This is a genomic window from Streptomyces sp. NPDC093260 (assembly GCF_040683715.1).
Taxonomy (GTDB): domain Bacteria; phylum Actinomycetota; class Actinomycetes; order Streptomycetales; family Streptomycetaceae; genus Streptomyces; species Streptomyces sennicomposti.
The window spans coordinates 215,733-234,103 of record NZ_JBFBEK010000012.1 but is presented as its reverse complement, the minus strand read 5'-3'; the positions used below and the strand labels follow the sequence as shown (position 1 = coordinate 234,103).

Sequence of the window (18,371 nt, the reverse complement as noted above, 5' to 3'; positions counted from 1 at the left end):
ACGGAACAACGGACGGGCCGGGGCGGGGCGGACCGTCAGGTCCGCCCCTGCCGCTCCTGCGCGTCCTTCAGCTCGGCGGACGGCACGGCCCAGCGGGCCCGCAGCACGCGGAAGCCCGCGGCCTCGGCGTCCGCGCAGACCAGTTCGTCGTCGTCCACGAGGACGTGGATCTCCCGGACGCGGGCGAGCCGCCGCAGGGTCTCCAGCTTGGTGCGGCGGGCGGGCCGCCGGTCGGCGTCGCGCCGCATGTGGACGTCGCCCTCGGGCAGCCCGTGGGCGGCGAGCCAGTCCAGCGTGTCCCGGCGGCACCGTTCCGGCCGCCCGGTGAGGTAGACGATCTCGCACGCGCGGGCGCTGTCCCGGGCGAGCCGTACGCCCTCCTCGATCGGCGGATCGGCGGGCGCGGCGGCGAAGAAGGCGTCCCAGTCCCGGGGCCGCCGCTCGAGGAACCGCTGCCGGTGCCCAGTGTCGGCGAGGGTGTTGTCCAGGTCGAAGACGGCCAGGGGCCGCTCGCTGCTCTCCGTCACACCGCACAGCCTAGGCCCCGGCACGGGCCGCCCGCCCGGACCGCGGCCGCGGCGCGGATACCGGCCGCCCGTCCGGATGCGGCCCCGGGCCCGGCCCCCGATGCTGGGTACATGTCCGGACCACTGCCCGTGACCGTGCACCCGCCCTCCCCGACGGGCGGCCGCCGTGTGCGTGTGAACGGCGAGATCCTGGGGCTGGCCTACAGCACCGCGGACGTCGCCGAGTTCCTGCGCCGCGCCGGTCTCGACGTCGACGCCGTGGAGGTCTCCGTCTCCCCGCTCATCGACTGGCGCGGCGGCGGCCCCGAGTACTGGGGCCCGGAGACCGACGACGCCACGTCCTGACGACTCCCCGGAGGACCCCCGTCCGCGGGGGCCGGCCGCGGTGTCCGCGCGGCCGGCCCGGACCCCGGCCCTCTGCGGCGGGAATCACCGGCGTCCAGCCGTGTTGAACCCGGTGTGAGTTCAGTGATCGCGTCCACCCGTTTCTCCGTGCTCGACCGCTCGCGCACCCGCGAGGGCCGCCCGGCCGCCGAGGCGCTGCGGGACACCGTGGAGCTGGCGCGGGCGGCCGAGACGCTCGGCTACCACCGCTTCTGGGTGTCCGAGCACCACGGCGTGCCCGGGGTCGCCGGGTCCGCGCCGACCGTGCTGGCCGCGGCCGTGGCCGCCGCGACCCGGACGATCCGGGTCGGCACGGGCGGGGTGATGCTGCCCAACCACCGGCCGCTGGTCGTGGCCGAGCAGTTCGGCGTGCTGGAGTCGCTGTTCCCGGGGCGCATCGACATGGGGCTGGGCCGCTCGGTCGGCTTCACGGACGGGGTCCGCAAGGCGCTGGGCCGCGACAAGCAGGACGCCGACGACTTCGGGGCGCAGGTGGCGGAGTTGCTGGGCTGGTTCGAGGGGACGTCGCCGACAGGCGCGCACGCCCGGCCCGCCGAAGGGCTGCGAGTGCCGCCGTTCGTGCTGGCGATGGGCGAGGGCGCGCTGATCGCGGCGCGCGCCGGCCTGCCGGTGGTCATCGGCGACCTGCGCGACCGGGAGAAGCTGCTGCGCGGCGTCGACCGCTACCGCGCCGCGTTCCGCCCCTCACCGTGGGCCCGCGAGCCGTACGTCGTCGTCTCGGGCACGGTCGCGGTGGCGGCCACACCCGAGGCGGCCCGGCGGCTGCTGCTCCCGGAAGCCTGGTCCATGGCCCACGCCCGCACCCACGGCACGTTCCCCCCGCTCCCGCCGGCCGAGCGCGTCGGGACGCTGCCGATGACCGCGAAGGAGCGCGGCTTGTACGAGTCGGGCCTCGCCGGCCAGATCGCCGGCACCGAGGAGCAGGTGCGGGACGCGCTGGAGACGGTCCTGAAGGAGACGGCCGCTCAGGAGGTCCTGGTCACCACGAGCACGTACGACCGCGAGGCCCTGCGGGACTCCTACCGTCGCCTCGCGGCCCTCTTCACGGGATAGTCCGCGTACCATCACATTCTCTGCACCGACGGCGCGGCGGTCTCGACTCCTGCCCGCGTGCGTCGCGCGGACGGGCGATCACGTGCGAAGGGACCATCTGTGAGCGACAACGGCTCCGGCGGGAGGGTCCTCCCGGCGCGTCCCGGCGACCCTGCCCGCATCGGCCCGTACCGCGTCGTCGGCCGGCTCGGCGCGGGAGGCATGGGCACCGTGCACGCGGCGCTCGCGCCCGACGGAACGCGGGTCGCGGTAAAGGTCCTTCACCCCCAGCAGGCTCAGGACGACGAGTTCCGGGCGCGGTTCAGGCGCGAGGTGCACCTGTCCTCGCGTGTCACCGGGCCCTACCTCGTGCCGCTGCTCGCCGCGGACGCCGACGCGGACACCCCGTGGCTGGCCACCGCCTACGTCCCCGGCCCGACCCTGAACGAGCACGTCCTCGCGCACGGCCCGCTCGGCGGGGCGAGCCTGCACGCGCTCGCGACGGCCACCGCGCGGGCCCTCGCCGACGTACACCGCGCGGGCGTCGTCCACCGTGACGTGAAGCCGCAGAACGTCATCCTCACGCCGTCCGGGCCGCGCGTCCTGGACTTCGGCATAGCGCACGCCGCCGACGGCACCAGTGTCACCCGTACCGGCGTGATGACCGGGACACCCGGCTGGATCAGCCCGGAGCAGTACCGCACCGGGGCCGCCGGACCCGCGGGCGACGTGTTCGCGTGGGGCGCGCTCGTGGCGTACGCGGCCACCGGGCGGCTGCCGTTCGGGGCCGGGGCGCCCGATGTGGTCGCGTTCCGGGTGATGTCGGGCGAGCCGGACCTGGGCGGCGTCCCGGAGTCCCTGCGGGGCGTCCTGGAAAGGGCGTTGGCGAAGGACCCCGTGGACCGTCCGCCGGCGGCCGAGGCGGCCCGGGAGTGCGAGGAGTCGCTGGCGGCCCAGGCGACGCAGGTGGTGGACGCCCACGCGCTGCCGACCCTGGCCGGGGACGTGGTCGCCGCCGTGTGGGACGTGCCCGCCGGCACCGATCCCGCCTGGCACGCGCCCGCGGGCCGGTCCGGTAAGCGGGTGGCGGGCGCCGTGGTGCTCGCGGCGGCACTCGTGGGCGGGCTGGCCGGCGGCACGGTGGCGCTCATGCCCTCCGGCTCCGGCAGGGGCGGGCACGCGGCGGTGGACTCCGCGGCCGCGGAGGGACCGGGCAAGGCGTCCGCGAGCGCGGCGCGGAGCGGCGCGACGGCGCGGCAGAAGCGGGGCACGGACACGAGCGGCGGCCCGCCGACCGCCGTGAGCTGGGCCGAGGCGCGTACGGCACAGGGCGCGGGCGAGCACGACGTGGCGCAGGCGATGCTGCACGACGAAGGCACCCTCGAACTGAGCGACGGCACGGCCTTCACTCCCGGCGGCGTCCGCTTCCACCCGTCCCGCCGGGAGGTGTACTTCTCCTACCGGCTCGCCTCCGACGAGGCAGGGACGATGTACGCGGAGACGCGGATCGCCGGGACGATGTGCGAGTCCCTCAGGGACGTCGTCCTGCGCCTGTACCCGCACCTGCCGTACCGCACGTATGTCATGGTGAAGGAGGAGACGGGCCACGCCCCGCAGGTGACCTGGCAGGACGACTTCGTGACCGACACCCGGTGCACATCGGGCGCGGAACACGACGACGGCCAGGACACCGGCTCCGTACCGGACTGGCAGCCCGACGACAGCGGCCTGGCACAGGCGATGATCCCCAGCACCGACGGCGACGAGATCCGCGTCGCCGACCGCGCCGCCCGGGACGTCATCGGGCGGAGCAACGCGCTGCGCCCGACGCTCGGCACCGACCGGACGCTCGGCAACGCGGAGATCAAGGTGGGCTTCGACCCGGGCGGCTCCGCGATGTACGTGTGGTCCGACTACGTACAGTGGAACCAGGAACAGGTCGACACCTGGGCGGCCGTGGCCGCGCAGGTGGCCTGCCGCGCCCTGGTCGCCCAGCGGGACGCGAGCGCGAACTGGCCGTACGACCGCTACGCCGTGGCCGAGGTCGGCGCCTCCGGCTACCTGATGGCCCGCTGGGGCACGGCCGACACCCTGGCCGACTGCCCCGCCTGACACGAGAGTCGGGGTCCGGCCGGCCGTGACTCGACCCCTCGGCCTGGTCGACGGCACGGTGACCGTGTGCGAGGACGGCGACGACACGTCCGACGCCGGCGCCTTCGACCGCGACCACCTGCCGCGCGCCCCGACAGCAGCGGCCCGTCCCGCCCTGACCCTGGAGTTCGGGACCCCCGCCACCCTCCCGGCCGTCCGCCGACCCGACGACGAGGACGCGTTCTCGATCCTGATGCCGGTGCGACCGAGCGGGCAGGACGACGGACGGACCTGAGGCGCCGCGCCTGGGCCGGGGCTGAGCGGCGTGCGGCGGGAAGCGGCGGCCGGGTCCGCGTAGAATGGCGGGGTTTGTCTGCCCCTATGTTCGGAGTGTCGTCACATGTGCAGCAGCCACGACCCCTACGTCCGTGTGCGTGGTGCTCGGGAGCACAATCTCCAGGGGGTGGACGTCGACATTCCGCGGGACGCGCTGGTGGTGTTCACCGGGGTGTCGGGGTCGGGGAAGTCGTCGCTGGCGTTCGGGACGGTGTACGCGGAGGCGCAGCGGCGGTACTTCGAGTCGGTGGCGCCGTACGCGCGACGGCTGATCCATCAGGTGGGGGCGCCGAAGGTCGGGGAGATCAGCGGGCTGCCGCCGGCCGTGTCGTTGCAGCAGCGGCGGGCCGCGCCGACCTCGCGGTCGTCCGTCGGGACGGTGACCAGTCTGTCCAACTCGCTGCGGATGCTGTTCTCACGGGCCGGGAAGTATCCGCCGGGCGCGCAGCGGCTGGACTCGGACGCCTTCTCGCCGAACACCGCGGCCGGTGCCTGCCCGGAGTGCCACGGGCTCGGGCGGGTACACCGCACGAGCGAGGAACTGCTCGTCCCCGACCCGTCGTTGTCGATCCGCGAGGGCGCGATCGCCGCGTGGCCGGGGGCCTGGCAGGGCAAGAACCTGCGGGACATCCTGGACGCCCTCGGCTACGACGTCGACCGGCCCTGGCGCGAACTGCCCGCCGGGCAGCGCGAGTGGATCCTGTTCACGGACGAGCAGCCCGTGGTCACCGTGCATCCGGTGCGCGACGCCGACCGCATCCAACGCCCCTATCAGGGCACGTACATGAGCGCCCGCCGGTACGTGATGAAGACGTTCGCCGATTCGAAGAGCCCGACGCTCAGGGCCAAGGCCGAGCAGTTCCTCGCCTCCGCCCCCTGCCCGGTGTGCGGTGGCAGCAGGCTGCGGCCCGAGGCGCTGGCGGTGACCTTCGCGGGGCGCACCATCGCCGAACTGGCGGCGCTGCCGCTGTCCGAGCTGGCCCGGAGTCTGTGCGGTACCGGCGAGGTCGCCCGGGTTCTGACCGACGACCTCAAGTCCCGTATCGCGCCCGTCGTGGAACTGGGCCTGGGCTATCTCAGCCTGGACCGGGCGACGCCCACCCTGTCGTCGGGCGAGTTGCAACGGCTGCGGCTCGCGACGCAGTTGCGCTCGGGGCTGTTCGGTGTGGTGTACGTGCTGGACGAGCCGTCGGCGGGACTGCACCCGGCGGACACCGAGGCCCTGCTGACGATGCTGCGGCAGCTGAAGGCGGCGGGGAACTCGGTGTTCGTGGTGGAGCACCACCTCGATGTCGTACGGGGCGCCGACTGGGTCGTGGACGTGGGGCCGCTCGCCGGGGAGCACGGCGGGCGGGTGCTGCACAGTGGGCCCGTGGCCGAACTGGCGGGCGTCGCCGGGTCGGCCACCGCCCGGTTCCTGTTCGGGCGGACCGAGGGACCCGTTCGCCAAGTCCGTCGAGGACATGGCGTGTTGAAGGTCGGACCGGTGAGCCGGCACAACCTGCGAGAGGTCACCGCCGAGTTCCCGCTCGGCGCGTTCACCGCCGTCACGGGTGTGTCCGGGTCGGGGAAGTCCACGCTCATCGGTGAGATCACCGAGGATCTGCCCGGCGTCGGGCGGCAGGTCCGCGTCGACCAGAAGCCGATCGGGCGCACCCCGCGCTCCAACCTGGCCACCTACACCGGTCTCTTCGACACCGTGCGGAAGGTGTTCGCGGGCACGGACGAGGCCCGCGCCCGCGGGTACGGCGTCGGGCGGTTCTCGTTCAACGTGTCCGGCGGGCGGTGCGAGACCTGTCAGGGCGAGGGGTTCGTGAGCGTGGAGCTGCTGTTCCTGCCGAGCACGTACGCCCCGTGCCCGGACTGCGGCGGCGCCCGGTACAACCCCGAGACGCTGGAGGTGACGTACCGGGGGCGGAACATCGCGCAGGTGCTGGATCTGACGGTGGAGGCCGCGGCGGAGTTCTTCGCCGACAATCCGGCCGTCTCCCGCAGCCTGGTCACCCTGCTGGACGTGGGCCTCGGCTATCTGCGGCTCGGGCAGCCCGCGACCGAGCTGTCCGGCGGCGAGGCGCAGCGGATCAAGCTCGCGAGCGAGTTGCAGCGCGGGCGGCGCGGGCACACCCTCTATCTGCTCGACGAGCCGACGACCGGGCTGCATCCGGCCGATGTCGAGGTGCTGATGCGGCAGTTGCACGGGCTGGTGGACGGCGGGCACACCGTGATCGTGGTCGAGCACGACATGTCCGTGGTCGCGGGCGCCGACCACGTCATCGACCTGGGGCCGGGCGGCGGCGACGCGGGCGGCCGGATCGTGGCGGCGGGCACCCCGGCGGAGGTGGCCCGTGCGGCGGGGAGCGCCACGGCGCGCTATCTGGCGCGGGCGCTGGGCAGGGCGGACGGCGAGGGCGGCGGAGACGGTCAGGGCGGCGGGGCTGACGGGCCTCGCTGAGCGCGGGAGCGGCAGCCGCAGGGCGGGGCGTCGCTCAGGGCGCGTGCCCCGCCTGCCTCGCGAGCACCCGCGGCCCCGTACGCCCGGTGGGCCCTGACGGTTCCGAGGGCTCCGAAGGTCCCACCAGACCCACCCGGCCCGTACACGCCCCCGCGTCGTCGTCCGGCTCGGCAGCCCGCGCCAGGGTGCGGCGGTCGGGGTGGGCGCCGGGCGGGAGGGCGGGACGTATCTCGACCTCGGCCATCAGGCCGCGTGCCGAGAGGACCCGCCACACCGACGCCAGGAGGGTGTCGTCGCCGACGAAGGCCGGTGCGGTGCTGGCCTCTCCCCCGGCCTCCAGGTAGCGGATGCGGACCGGCTGCACCGGTACGCGGGCATCCAGCGCGGCCTGGAAAACGGCCCGGTGGAAGCGGCCCCGGGCCCGCCCGCACCAGGTGCTGCCCTCGGGGAACGCCGTGACCGCCGAGCCCCCGCGCATCGCTGCGGCGATCCGGGCGACGGTCTCCGGCAGGGCGCGCAGCCGGTCGCGTTCGATGAACAGGGCGCCGCCCCGTGCCGCGAGCGCCCCTGCCACCGGCCAGCGGCGGATCTCGGTCTTGGCGAGCATCCTGGCCGGGCGCACCGCCGCCAGCAGCGGGACGTCCAGCCAGGAGACATGGTGGGCGACCAGCAGCAGGCCGCCGGTGGGGACGGCGGGGCCGCTGACGCGGACCCGGACGCCCGCCGCGCGCAGGATCGCCCGGCACCACCGACGGATCCAGCCTGCCGGGACGCGCCGGCCGAACGGCGAGACGGCCACCCCCGCGAGCAGCAGTGCCAGGACCGCCGTGAGCCGCAGCACGGCGCGGGGTACGGCCGCCGCCGAGCGCGTCGCCTTCACGCACGCCCCCGGGGTGCAGGGGGCGGTGGGCAGCCAGGCGCTCATCAGGCCGGGACGAGGGAGAGGAAGTGCCGCAGATAGCGCGGGTTGACCTGGCGCATCGACAGCAGCACGTACAGGTCGGCGACGCCGAAGTCGGGGTCGTGGGCGGGTTCGCCGCACACCCGGGCGCCCAGGCGCAGGTAGCCGCGCAGCAGGGCGGGCAGTTCGGTGCGGTGCGCGGGTCCGGCCGGGCCGGTGGTCGCGGGGCGCGGCGCCCACGGCAGCAGCGGGCGCACCCGGTGCTCCGGCGGCGCGAGGTGTTTGGCGGCGACCCGGCTCCAGGTGGCCGTGGCGAGCGTGCCGCCGTCGGCGAGGGGTATGGAGCAGCAGCCGGCGAGCCATTCGTGGCCGCGGTCGACCATGTAGCGGGCCAGGCCGGCCCAGATCAGGCCGATCACCGTGCCGTCGCGGTGGTCGGGGTGCACGCAGGAGCGGCCGACCTCGACCAGGCCGGGCCGGATGGCGTCGAGTCGGCTGAGGTCGAACTCGCTCTCGGCGTAGAGGCGTCCGGCGACGGCGGCCCGCTCGGGCGGCAGCAGGCGGTAGGTGCCGACGACCTGTCCGGTGCCGGTGTCACGCACCAGCAGGTGGTCGCAGTAGGCGTCGAAGGCGTCGATGTCGTGGCCGGGCTGCGGGGAGGTGAGCAGGGCGCCCATCTCGCCGGCGAAGACGTCGTGGCGCAGCCGTTGCGCGGCCCGTACGTCCTCCTCGTCGCGCGCCAGGCCGACGGTGTAGCGGGTGGGGGCCGTGGACTGTGGGGGGCTGGCGAGTGCGGTGCCGCCGGTCATGGGTGCCTCCTGGTCGCGGTCCGGTGCGGAAGACGGAAGGGGACGGCGGACCGGCGGTGCGGTCCGTCGTCCCTGTTCTCCCGATGCCGGCTGTCCTCGGCGTGACCGGTGCCAAGAGGGCGGGTGTGCGGTGGTTGAATGCCCGGGGTGCCTGGCGGGACCGCGGAGGAGCACCACTCCCGGTCCCGCCCGTCCGCACCCTGTCGGCGAACGTCCGTCGGCGGCGGGGCTACCGCTTGGCCGCCTTGCGGGTGGCCCGCAGCCACTCCTTGTTCATGCTGGTGACGGAGACCAGGGGGATGCCCTTGGGGCAGGCGGTGGCGCACTCGCCGGCCAGGGTGCAGCCGCCGAAGCCCTCCTCGTCCATCTGGGCGACCATGTCCAGGACGCGGGTCTCGCGCTCGGGCGCGCCCTGCGGCAGGACGTTGAGGTGGTTGACCTTGGCGGAGGTGAAGAGCATGGCCGCGCCGTTGGGGCAGGCGGCGACGCAGGCTCCGCAGCCGATGCACTCGGCGTGCTCGAAGGCGAAGTCGGCGTCCGGCTTCGGTACGGGCGTGGCGTGGGCCTCGGGCGCGGCGCCGGTGGGAGCGGTGATGTAGCCGCCGGCCTGGATGATCCGGTCGAAGGCGGAGCGGTCGACCACCAGGTCCTTGACCACCGGGAAGGCGGCGGCCCGCCACGGCTCGATGTCGATGGTGTCGCCGTCCCGGAAGGACCGCATGTGCAGCTGGCAGGTGGTGGTGCGCTCGGGGCCGTGCGCGTCGCCGTTGATGACGAGGCTGCACGCGCCGCAGATGCCCTCGCGGCAGTCGTGGTCGAAGGCGACCGGGTCCTCGCCGGCGAGGATGAGCTGTTCGTTGAGGACGTCCAGCATCTCCAGGAAGGACATGTCGGGCGAGATGTCGTCCACCTGGTAGGTGGACATGGCTCCGTCGGCGCCGGCGTTCTTCTGCCGCCAGACGCGCAGGGTGAGCTTCATGCGTAGCTCCGCTGGGTGGGGTGGACGTACTCGAAGACCAGGTCTTCCTTGTGCAGGACGGGAGCCTCGCCGGTGCCCGTGAACTGCCAGGCGGCGGCGTAGCCGAACTCGTCGTCCTTGCGGGCCGCCTCGCCGTCGGGGGTCTGGGACTCCTCGCGGAAGTGGCCGCCGCAGGACTCGCGGCGGTGCAGGGCGTCGAGGCACATCAGCTCGGCCAGTTCCAGGTAGTCGACGATGCGGTTGGCCTTCTCCAGCGACTGGTTGAACTCCTCTCCGTTACCGGGCACCTTGATGCGCCGCCAGAACTCCTCGCGGATCTGCGGGATGCGTTCCAGGGCCTTGCGCAGTCCGGCCTCGGTGCGGGCCATGCCGCACAGCTCCCACATGAGTTCGCCGAGTTCGCGGTGGAAGGAGTCGGGGGTGCGGTCGCCGTCCACGGACAGCAGGAGGTTGAGCCGGTCCTCGGTCTCGGCCAGGACCTCCTGGACGACCGGGTGGTCGTCGGTGACCGGGTCCTGGTGCGGATGGCGGGCCAGGTAGTCGTTGATGGTGGCCGGCAGGACGAAGTAGCCGTCGGCCAGGCCCTGCATCAGCGCGGAGGCGCCGAGGCGGTTGGCGCCGTGGTCGGAGAAGTTGGCCTCGCCGATCGCGAACAGGCCGGGGACGGTGGTCTGCAGGTCGTAGTCGACCCACAGGCCGCCCATCGTGTAGTGCACGGCGGGATAGATCCGCATGGGCACCTGGTACGGGTCCTCGTCGGTGATCCGCTGGTACATGTCGAAGAGGTTGCCGTACTTGGCCTCGACGGCCCCCCGGCCCATCCTCCTGATGGCGTCGGCGAAGTCCAGGTAGACGCCCTGGCCGCCGGGGCCCACACCCCGGCCCTCGTCGCACACGTTCTTCGCGGCGCGGGAGGCGATGTCGCGCGGGACCAGGTTGCCGAAGGAGGGGTAGATGCGCTCCAGGTAGTAGTCGCGCTCGTCCTCGGGGATCTCGTTCGGCGGGCGGGTGTCGCCCTTGGCCTTGGGGACCCAGATGCGGCCGTCGTTGCGCAGCGACTCGCTCATCAGCGTCAGCTTGGACTGGTGGTCGCCGGTGCGCGGGATGCAGGTGGGGTGGATCTGGGTGAAGCAGGGGTTGGCGAAGTAGGCGCCGCGCCGGTGCGCCCGCCAGACGGCGGTCGCGTTGGAGTTCATCGCGTTGGTCGACAGGTAGAAGACGTTGCCGTAGCCGCCGGAGGCGAGGACGACCGCGTCGGCGACATACGTGTCGATCTTCCCGGTGATCAGGTCGCGGGCCACGATGCCGCGGGCCCGGCCGTCGACGACGATCAGGTCGAGCATCTCGGTGCGCGGGTGCAGCTCGATGTTGCCGGCGGCGACCTGCCGCGACAGCGCCTGGTAGGCGCCGAGGAGCAGTTGCTGGCCCGTCTGGCCGCGGGCGTAGAAGGTGCGGGAGACCTGGACGCCGCCGAAGGAGCGGGTGTCGAGGAGGCCGCCGTACTCGCGGGCGAACGGTACGCCCTGCGCCACGCACTGGTCGATGATCTCGACGGAGATCTGGGCGAGGCGGTGGACGTTGGACTCGCGGGAGCGGAAGTCGCCGCCCTTGACGGTGTCGTAGAACAGCCGGTGCACCGAGTCGCCGTCGTTGCGGTAGTTCTTGGCGGCGTTGATGCCGCCCTGGGCGGCGATGGAGTGGGCGCGGCGCGGGGAGTCCTGGTAGCAGAACTGGACGACGCGGTAGCCCTGTTCGGCGAGGGTGGCGCCGGCGGAGCCGCCCGCGAGGCCGGTCCCGACGACGATCACGGTCTGCTTGCGCCGGTTGGCCGGATTGACCAGCCTGGCCTCGAAACGGCGCTTGTCCCAGCGCTCCTCGATGGGGCCGGCGGGCGCCTTGGTGTCGGCGACGGGCTCGCCGGTCGTGTATGCGGCGTAGGAGGTCATGTCAGCTCACCAGTCCGGTCATGACGCCCACCGGTACGGCGATGAAACCGGCCGTGAGCAGCAGTGCGAGAACGTTGGCGACGGTCTTCAGGGCGCGGTCGCGGGCGCGGCTGCCGACGCCGAGGGTCTGGGCGGCGCTCCAGAAGCCGTGCCGGATGTGCAGGCCGAGCGCCAGCATGGCGACGATGTAGATCACGTCGCCGTACCAGGTGGAGAAGGTGTCCACGACGTTCTGGTACGGGTGGCCCGGCTGGAAGCCGCCGGAGTGCACGGTGCCGGTGGTCAGGTCGAGCAGGTGCCACACGATGAACAGGCCGAGGATGATCCCGCCCCAGCGCATGGTGCGGGTCGCGTAGCTCGCCCGGGGCCGCTTGTGCACGTACTTGCTCGGGCGCGCCCTGATGTCGCGGCGGCTGAGCTGGTAGGCGGAGACGGCGTGGGCGACCACGGCGACCACGAGGACGACGCGGATCAGCCAGAGCGTCCACTCGTAGTGCATGAACGGCTCGCCGACGGTGCGCAGCCAGTGGGCGTAGTGGTTGAACTCGCCCGGCCCGAAGAAGATCTTCAGGTTTCCGATCATGTGGACGACCAGGTACAGCAGCATGACGAGGCCGCTGACCGCCATCACGGTCTTCTTGCCGACGGTCGAGTCCCACACGGTACGCGCCATGGACGGCCGTCGGTCCGTCCGCGTTGCCAGAGCCATGGGGACGACGCTAGGGCCGAACGGCCCGATCGGTCCAAGACATGGTCCGCCTGGATTCGATAGGTAAGAGCTATCGTAGCTGGGTGCAGTTCCAACAGCTCCAGTACTTCGTGGCGGTGGCCGAGACCCGCCACTTCACCCGGGCCGCCGAACTGGTCCATGTCGCCCAGCCGTCGCTGTCCCAGCAGATCAAGGCGCTGGAGCGGGAACTGGGGGCGGACCTCTTCCTGCGGGCGCGGGGCAACATCACGCTCACCGACGCCGGGGAGGCGCTGCTGCCGCTGGCCCGGCGCATCCTCGCCGACGCGGACACCGCCCGGCACGAGGTGCTGGAGCTGGCGCAGCTGCGGCGGGGGCGGGTGCGGCTGGGGGCGACGCCGAGCGTGTGCACCGGGCTGCTGCCGGATGTGCTGCGCGCCTTCCACGACCGCTACCCCGGCGTCCACCTGCTGGTGGAGGAGAGCGGCTCCCACGATCTCGTACGGCATCTGGCGCGCGGGGCGCTCGATCTCGCCCTGGTGGTGCTGCCGCTGCCGTCGCCGTCGCCCGCGCTGACCACGGTGGAGCTGCTGCGGGAGGACCTGGTGGTGGTGTCCTCGCCGGAGGCGCCGGCGCCCGGCGGGGCGGGGCGGCGGACGGTGCGGATCGCCGACCTGGAGGGGGAGCGGCTGGTGATGTTCCGGCACGGGTACGACCTGCGGGAGCTGACGGTCGCGGCGTGCCGGGCGGAGGGGTTCGAGCCGGAGTTCGCGGTCGAGGGCGGGGAGATGGACGCGGTGCTGGGGTTCGTGCGGGCGGGGCTGGGGATCGCGGTGGTGCCGCGGATGGTCGCCACCCGGTCGGGGCGGGGGTTGCGGGTGACGGCGTTGGCCCGGCCCGGTCTGCACCGGACCATCGCGCTGGCGCATCGCAGTGATGTGGCTCCGCCTCGGGCGGCTCGGGAGCTGCAGCGGATGCTGTTGCAGCGGTGAAGTGCCCGCCGGGGGTTCGACCGGCTTGTGGGTGTGGTCGCTCGGTGTTTCCGGGTGGGGTGTGCCGGAGGGCTGGGCGCGCCGTTCCCCGCGCCCCTTGCGGGGCGTTTCGGCGGGTTGTCGGGTGCGGGTCCGCCGGGGTCGAGCGCGCCGTTGCCCGTGCTCCTGTCGCGGGCGGGTCAGGCCGTTCGGGTGGCCGGCTCCAGGATCTCCTCGCACCACTGGCGGAAGCTCGTCGGGGCGGTGTCCGGGGTGCTGGGGGTTTCGATGCCGTAGAAGTCCTGGTCGTCGAGGGCCTGGGCCATGTCGGCCAGGCCCTGGGCCCAGGCCTCGGAAGCCCCGAGGCCCAGCAGCGTCTCACGGTACTCCGCCGGGGCGGTCCGCCGTACCCGGACGGGGCGTCCCAGGACGTCGGAGACGACGCCCGCCATCTGCTCGGTGGTCAGCGCGTCGGGGCCGACCGTGGGGACGTCCCGCTGCCCGGTCCAGGAGCCGTCGAGCAGCAGCCGGGCCGCCGTGGCCGCTATGTCACGGGTCGCGCAGGTGCGCAGGACGCGGTCCCGGCCCATGGCCAGAGCGAACTCGCCCCGGTCGCGGATCGACGGCGCCTGGCCGAGCAGGTTCTCCATCAGGAAGGGCGGGCACAGTGCCCGGTAGTGCACGCCGGTGGCCGAGATCCGGTCGTCCATGGCCAGCGACGCGGAGATCTGCCCGGCGTTCTTCGCCACGCCCCGCCCCAGCGTGGAGACGGCTACCACGCGCTCCACGCCCCGGGACCCGATCACCTCGCACAGCGCCTCGGTGAAGGCGGCGAAGTGGCCCTCGACGCTGTCCGCCCGGAAGACGGGCGGCACCAGCCAGAACACCCGGTCGGCGCCCGCACAGGCCGCGGCGAGGACGTCGGGGTCCGCGTGCGAGCCCCGGAACACCTCCGCGCGCTCCCGCGCCCGCGCGGTCAGCCGCTCCGGGTCGCGGGCGATGACGCGCAGGCCCCCCACCGCGTCGTCCGGGGCGTCGAGGAGGCGGTCGAGCAGTTGCCGGCCGATCCGGCCGGTCGGTGTGGTCACAACGATCACGTCGAACTCCGAGGAGAGACAAGGGGATGAGAAGGACGCCTGTACGGCGGCTCGGGCGGGGACGTGGGAACGGCCCCGGCCCGACTCGATCCTGCGTCGCGGCACGGTCGAACTGAAGGACCGTTCCGGTCCGGCCTGTTACCTTGGGGGTAATGCCGAGGAGAGGGGGACGTCGTGGAGTCGCGCCCGCTGCGCTACTTCGTCGCCGTCGCCGAGGAGCTGAACTTCGCGCGTGCGGCGGAACGGCTCGGCATCTCGCCGCCGCCGCTGTCCCGTGCGATCCGGCGGCTGGAGGCCGACCTCGGCGTCACGCTGTTCGAGCGGACCACCCACCGGGTGGCGCTGACCCGGGCCGGTGAGGTACTGCTCGTGGAGTCGCGGATCGCGCTGGACGCCCTGGAGGCGGCCGGGCGCCGGGCGCGGCGTGCGGCGGCCCCGGCCCGGGAACTGGCGCTGGCGGTGAAGGCCGACGGCGACGCCGGGCTGCTGGAGCCGCTCCTGAAGCGGTACGCGGACGAGCCCGGGTCCGTGCCGGTCGCGGTCCGGCTGTGCGGGTGGCGCGAGGCGCCCCGGCTGCTGCGCCGGGGCGAGGCCGATGTGGCGCTCGTGCACGAGCCGTACGACCGTACCGGCCTCGACAGCGAGACGCTGGCCACCGAGCCGCGGGTGGTCGCCCTGGCGGCGGACCATCCGCTCGCCGCCCGCGCGGTCCTCGCTCTCGGCGACCTCGACCCCCTGCCCGAGGACGCGTTCGGGCCGCGCGTGCGGGCGCGCGACGCGGGGCGCGACCTCGCGCAGGTGCTGACACTCGTCGCGCTGGGCGAGACGGTCCGGCTGCTGCCGGGCTCCGTCGCCGGGCGCTACCCGCGGCCCGGCGTCGTGTACCGGCCGGTCCCGGACGCGCCGCCGGCCGTGCTGGCGATCGCCTGGCCGCAGCAGTCCCGCTCGACGGCGGTCGCCGCGCTGGTCCGGGCCGCGGTCGCCGCGGCCGAGGCGGTACGGCCGTGAAAGCGGACTCCGCCGGTTCGTAGGGTGCGGGTCCGTCGGGACCGGCTGCTTCCCCGGCAGGGCGCCTGCCGCGTTGCCGGGTGCGGGTGCCTCCTGGCCGGGCGCGCGGTTCCCCGCGCCCCTGACGGGGCGCGGGGGGTCAGCCTGTGGCGTCTGCCAGGGCCAGCTCGTGGAGGCGGTCCGGGGGGCCCGGGCGGGCGTAGTACCAGCCCTGGGCCGTGTCGCAGCCGAGTATGCGCAGTTGCTCGGCCTGCGCGCCGGTCTCCACGCCCTCGACGGTGACCGCGAGGTCCAGGCTGTGGGCCAGGGCCACGATGCCCTCGACGATCTTCAGGTCGACCGGGTCGGCCGGGAACTGCTGCATGCTCCGGGTGAAGGAACGGTCCAGCTTGAGCACGCTCACCGGCAGCCGGCGCAGATTCGCCAGGTTGGAGTAGCCGGTGCCGAAGTCGTCCAGGGCGATGTCGACGCCCATCTCGGCCAGCCGGTGCAGCGGTTTGAGCACGTCGTCGTCCGCGCCGATCAGCGCCGACTCGGTCACCTCGAGGCACAGCGCGTCGGGCGCCACCCCCGTGCGCTCCAGGATGTCCACGGTGTCCTGGACCAGGCCGGGGTGCTGGAGCTGGCACGGCGAGAGGTTGACGTTGATGCGCAGCGAGCCCTCCGCGTCGTCGCCGTACAGTTCGCGCCACTTGCCGGCCTGGCGGACCGACTGTTCCATGACCCAGCGGCCCAGCGGGACGATCAGGCCGGTGTGCTCGGCGAGCGGGATGAACCGGTCGGGGCCGAGCACCCCGTGCTGTGGGTGCAGCCAGCGCACCAGCGCCTCCGCGCCGCGCACGCTGCCGTCGCCGAGGCGCACCAGCGGCTGGTACTCGATGAAGAACTCGCCCCGGTCCAGCGCGGCGGGCAGCGCCGTGGTCAGTCCGTGCCGGGTGATGGCGCGAGCGTCGGCCTCCGGGTCGGCCAGCTCGAAGCGGTTGCCGCCGGCCGACTTGGCGCGGTACATGGTGATGTCGGCGCTGCGCAGCACCTCCGCCGCGCTGCGCTCCCCCACCGGGCCCTCCACGACGCCGATGCTGCCGCGCACGGTCAGTTCGCGGCCGTCGATACGGATCGGGGCGACGAGCGCGTTCATGATGCGGGCCGCGAGTTCGTCCACCTCGCGCCGGCTGTCGGGGCCGGTGGTCAGCGCGACGAACTCGTCGCCGCCGAGGCGGGCCACCATCTCGCCGGGCGCGGTCGCACACGACTGGAGCCGGTCGGCGACCTCGACCAGCAGCCGGTCGCCGGCCGCGTGCCCGAGGCTGTCGTTGATGGTCTTGAAACCGTCGAGGTCGAGGTAGCACAGGCCGAAGCGGCGGCCCTCGCCCGAGTTGAGGGTCTTCTCCAGCCGCTCGAAGAACAGCGTGCGGTTGGGCAGCCCGGTGAGCGCGTCGTGGGTGGCCTCGTAGCGCAGCCGCAGGTTGAGCAGTCGCCGCTCGGTGGTGTCCTCCATCAGCGCCAGCTGGTACTGGGGGTTGTTGTCGGCGTCGCGCAGCAGGGAGACGGTCAGGTTGGTCCACAGCACCGTCCCGTCGGGGCGGTAGAAGGCCTTCTCCACGTGGTAGTGCTCGCGTTCGCCGCGCACCAGCTCCTCGTAGAGCCGCCAGATCTGCGGCGCGTCCTCGGCGTGCGTCCACTCCTGCACCTTGCGGTCGCGCATGGTCTGCTCGGAGCCGCCGAACATGCGCAGCAGCGCGCCGTTGACCTGGAGGATGTTGCCCTCCAGATCGGCGATGCCGATACCTATGGCCGCGCCCTCGAACACCGCCCGGAAGCGGGCCTCGCTGGCGTGCAGCGCCTGCGCGACGACCCCCTGGGCGCGCAGCGCGGCCTGGGCGATCGCCTCCTGCTCGGCGAGCGTGCGTTCGCGCAGCGCACGTGCGAACCCGGCGGCCATCGCGTGCTGGAGCCGCGAGGAGCGGGCGCGCAGGTCCTCCTGGTCGCCGTCCTCGCCGCAGTAGAGCACGAGGTAGGCGTCGACGCAGTCCAGGGAGCGGCTGAGCGCCTCGGGGGCGGTGCAGTGGACGTCGACGAGCGCGGCGCCGACCGCCTCGCCCTCGGCCGCGTCGAAGGCTCTCGCCCGCAGCGCCCGACTCAACCGGCGGGCGAGCGGCAGCAGTCGCTCCTCGAACTCCGGGCGGGTCAGCGAGGTGGAGGTCACCGGGAAGACCGCCCGGCTCCAGATCGTCGTGAGCCGGCGCAGCCTGTCCTCCGGCCCGTCCGGCTGCGCGCTCACGCCGTACGTCCCACGCCGGCGTAACCGGAGAAGGCGTAAGGATCCTCGTCCTCCGGCGCCGTCTCGGGCCGCCAGAGCGGCATCGGCACCAGTCCGGGCTCCACCATGTCGTACCCCTCGAAAAACCGCGCGATCTCCTCGCGCGAGCGCATGATCAGCGGGTTGCGGATGTCCTTGTACACGTCGACCGCGCCCTCGCCGCGCTCCGGCGGCAGCGGGATCCCCTCGTACGAGGCATGCGTGAGGACGAGCAGGCTGCCGGGCGCGAGCGCGTCGCGCAACTCGGCGACCGCAGCGTACGGGTCGTCCGTGTCTTCCACGAAGTGCAGTATGGCAACGAGAAGCAGTGCCACTGGCCGATTCACGTCGATCAGGGCGCGCAGCCGGGGGCTGTCGAGGATGTCCCGGGGCTTGCGCAGATCGGCCGCGACCACGTCGGCGTCGTCGTTGCCGGCCAGGACGGCCTCGCTGTGGGTGACGGCCACCGGGTCGTGGTCGACGTACACCACGCGGCTGCCGGGGCGGGCCGCCTGGGCGACCTCGTGGACGTTGCCGAAGGTGGGGATGCCGGAACCGATGTCCAGGAACTGGGTGACCCCCTCGTCCAGCGCGAAGCGCACGGCGCGCCGCATGAACGCCCGGTTGGCCTGCATGATCTTGGGCAGCCCCGGCAGGTGTCCCATGGCCCTGCGGGCGGCTTCCCGGTCCACCTCGAAGTTGTGCGAACCGCCCAGGTAGTAGTCGTAGATGCGGGCGACGCTCGGCACCGAGATGTCGATGCTCCGCGGCGCCCAGGCGGGACGCTCCATCTGCTCTCCACAACGTTGGCGATCCGGTGTTCGAGCTGA

16 protein-coding genes are annotated in these 18,371 nt (G+C 73.6%); 7 read left to right on the top strand and 9 right to left on the bottom strand.

Features of this window, described 5'->3' with window-relative positions:
* Positions 1–35 precede the first annotated feature (35 nt).
* Entirely contained in the window at positions 36–527 is a 492-nt protein-coding gene (locus AB0N63_RS17985; protein WP_365529950.1) for a hypothetical protein, read from the bottom strand.
* 111 nt (positions 528–638) lie between these two features.
* Between AB0N63_RS17985 and AB0N63_RS17980 the strand changes: the two genes are divergently transcribed.
* From AB0N63_RS17980 to AB0N63_RS17960, 5 genes are all read left to right on the top strand, one after another.
* On the top strand, positions 639–872 hold the full coding sequence (locus AB0N63_RS17980) for a hypothetical protein (protein WP_365529949.1): 234 nt from the start codon (positions 639–641) through the stop codon (positions 870–872).
* Positions 873–986: 114 nt separating this feature from the next.
* Positions 987–1,985: an LLM class flavin-dependent oxidoreductase gene (locus AB0N63_RS17975; RefSeq protein ID WP_365529948.1), complete on the top strand. Its 999-nt coding sequence runs from the start codon at positions 987–989 to the stop codon at positions 1,983–1,985.
* Positions 1,986–2,084: 99 nt separating this feature from the next.
* Positions 2,085–4,076: a serine/threonine-protein kinase gene (locus tag AB0N63_RS17970; protein WP_365529947.1), complete on the top strand. Its 1,992-nt coding sequence runs from the start codon at positions 2,085–2,087 to the stop codon at positions 4,074–4,076.
* A gap of 25 nt (positions 4,077–4,101) precedes the next feature.
* Positions 4,102–4,350: a hypothetical protein gene (locus AB0N63_RS17965; RefSeq protein ID WP_365529946.1), complete on the top strand. Its 249-nt coding sequence runs from the start codon at positions 4,102–4,104 to the stop codon at positions 4,348–4,350.
* Positions 4,351–4,455: 105 nt separating this feature from the next.
* The gene (locus AB0N63_RS17960) at positions 4,456–6,843 is read left to right on the top strand and encodes an excinuclease ABC subunit UvrA (RefSeq protein WP_365529945.1); all 2,388 of its coding nucleotides are present in this window, start codon (positions 4,456–4,458) and stop codon (positions 6,841–6,843) included.
* Positions 6,844–6,877: 34 nt separating this feature from the next.
* Here the strand turns inward: AB0N63_RS17960 and AB0N63_RS17955 are convergent, their stop codons facing one another.
* From AB0N63_RS17955 to AB0N63_RS17935, 5 genes are all read right to left on the bottom strand, one after another.
* On the bottom strand, positions 6,878–7,768 hold the full coding sequence (locus AB0N63_RS17955) for a lysophospholipid acyltransferase family protein (RefSeq protein WP_365529944.1): 891 nt from the start codon (positions 7,766–7,768) through the stop codon (positions 6,878–6,880).
* Positions 7,768–8,553 carry a GNAT family N-acyltransferase gene (locus tag AB0N63_RS17950; RefSeq protein WP_365529943.1) on the bottom strand — a complete coding sequence of 262 codons (786 nt, stop codon included), beginning with the start codon at positions 8,551–8,553 and terminating at the stop codon, positions 7,768–7,770. Before AB0N63_RS17950 ends, AB0N63_RS17955 begins: the two co-directional genes overlap by 1 nt.
* A 229-nt stretch (positions 8,554–8,782) precedes the next feature.
* Positions 8,783–9,532: a succinate dehydrogenase/fumarate reductase iron-sulfur subunit gene (locus AB0N63_RS17945; protein ID WP_365529942.1), complete on the bottom strand. Its 750-nt coding sequence runs from the start codon at positions 9,530–9,532 to the stop codon at positions 8,783–8,785.
* On the bottom strand, positions 9,529–11,478 hold the full coding sequence (locus tag AB0N63_RS17940; RefSeq protein WP_365529941.1) for a fumarate reductase/succinate dehydrogenase flavoprotein subunit: 1,950 nt from the start codon (positions 11,476–11,478) through the stop codon (positions 9,529–9,531). Before AB0N63_RS17940 ends, AB0N63_RS17945 begins: the two co-directional genes overlap by 4 nt.
* Position 11,479: 1 nt before the next feature.
* Positions 11,480–12,151 carry a succinate dehydrogenase gene (locus AB0N63_RS17935; protein WP_365529974.1) on the bottom strand — a complete coding sequence of 224 codons (672 nt, stop codon included), beginning with the start codon at positions 12,149–12,151 and terminating at the stop codon, positions 11,480–11,482.
* 119 nt (positions 12,152–12,270) lie between these two features.
* On the opposite strand from AB0N63_RS17935, the gene AB0N63_RS17930 reads away from it, so the two are divergent.
* Positions 12,271–13,158: a LysR substrate-binding domain-containing protein gene (locus AB0N63_RS17930; RefSeq protein ID WP_365529940.1), complete on the top strand. Its 888-nt coding sequence runs from the start codon at positions 12,271–12,273 to the stop codon at positions 13,156–13,158.
* A gap of 179 nt (positions 13,159–13,337) precedes the next feature.
* Here AB0N63_RS17930 and AB0N63_RS17925 read toward each other — a convergent pair whose 3' ends face one another.
* Positions 13,338–14,234, bottom strand: coding sequence for an NAD(P)H-binding protein (locus AB0N63_RS17925; RefSeq protein WP_365529939.1), 897 nt, complete (start codon positions 14,232–14,234; stop codon positions 13,338–13,340).
* A 174-nt stretch (positions 14,235–14,408) separates the two neighbouring features.
* On the opposite strand from AB0N63_RS17925, the gene AB0N63_RS17920 reads away from it, so the two are divergent.
* Positions 14,409–15,242 (top strand): LysR family transcriptional regulator, encoded by an 834-nt coding sequence (locus tag AB0N63_RS17920; protein ID WP_365529938.1) that lies wholly within the window; start codon positions 14,409–14,411, stop codon positions 15,240–15,242.
* Between the two features lie 139 nt (positions 15,243–15,381).
* On the opposite strand, the gene AB0N63_RS17915 is transcribed toward AB0N63_RS17920, so the two are convergent.
* A complete protein-coding gene (locus tag AB0N63_RS17915; protein ID WP_365529937.1) occupies positions 15,382–17,523 on the bottom strand; it encodes an EAL domain-containing protein in 2,142 nt (713 codons plus the stop codon).
* Positions 17,520–18,332, bottom strand: a complete 813-nt coding sequence (locus AB0N63_RS17910; protein ID WP_365529936.1) for an SAM-dependent methyltransferase — start codon at positions 18,330–18,332, stop codon at positions 17,520–17,522. Before AB0N63_RS17910 ends, AB0N63_RS17915 begins: the two co-directional genes overlap by 4 nt.
* Positions 18,333–18,371 lie beyond the last annotated feature (39 nt).

Bases quoted from the DNA above. Each gene is read 5' to 3' on its own strand.
- AB0N63_RS17955 (WP_365529944.1), bottom strand. From the start codon at position 7,768: ATGAGCGCCTGGCTGCCCACCGCCCCCTGCACCCCGGGGGCGTGCGTG.
- AB0N63_RS17950 (WP_365529943.1), bottom strand. From the start codon at position 8,553: ATGACCGGCGGCACCGCACTCGCCAGCCCCCCACAGTCCACGGCCCCC.
- AB0N63_RS17945 (WP_365529942.1), bottom strand. From the start codon at position 9,532: ATGAAGCTCACCCTGCGCGTCTGGCGGCAGAAGAACGCCGGCGCCGAC.
- AB0N63_RS17980 (WP_365529949.1), top strand. From the start codon at position 639: ATGTCCGGACCACTGCCCGTGACCGTGCACCCGCCCTCCCCGACGGGC.
- AB0N63_RS17935 (WP_365529974.1), bottom strand. From the start codon at position 12,151: ATGGCGCGTACCGTGTGGGACTCGACCGTCGGCAAGAAGACCGTGATG.
- AB0N63_RS17960 (WP_365529945.1), top strand. From the start codon at position 4,456: ATGTGCAGCAGCCACGACCCCTACGTCCGTGTGCGTGGTGCTCGGGAG.
- AB0N63_RS17940 (WP_365529941.1), bottom strand. From the start codon at position 11,478: ATGACCTCCTACGCCGCATACACGACCGGCGAGCCCGTCGCCGACACC.
- AB0N63_RS17910 (WP_365529936.1), bottom strand. From the start codon at position 18,332: ATGGAGCGTCCCGCCTGGGCGCCGCGGAGCATCGACATCTCGGTGCCG.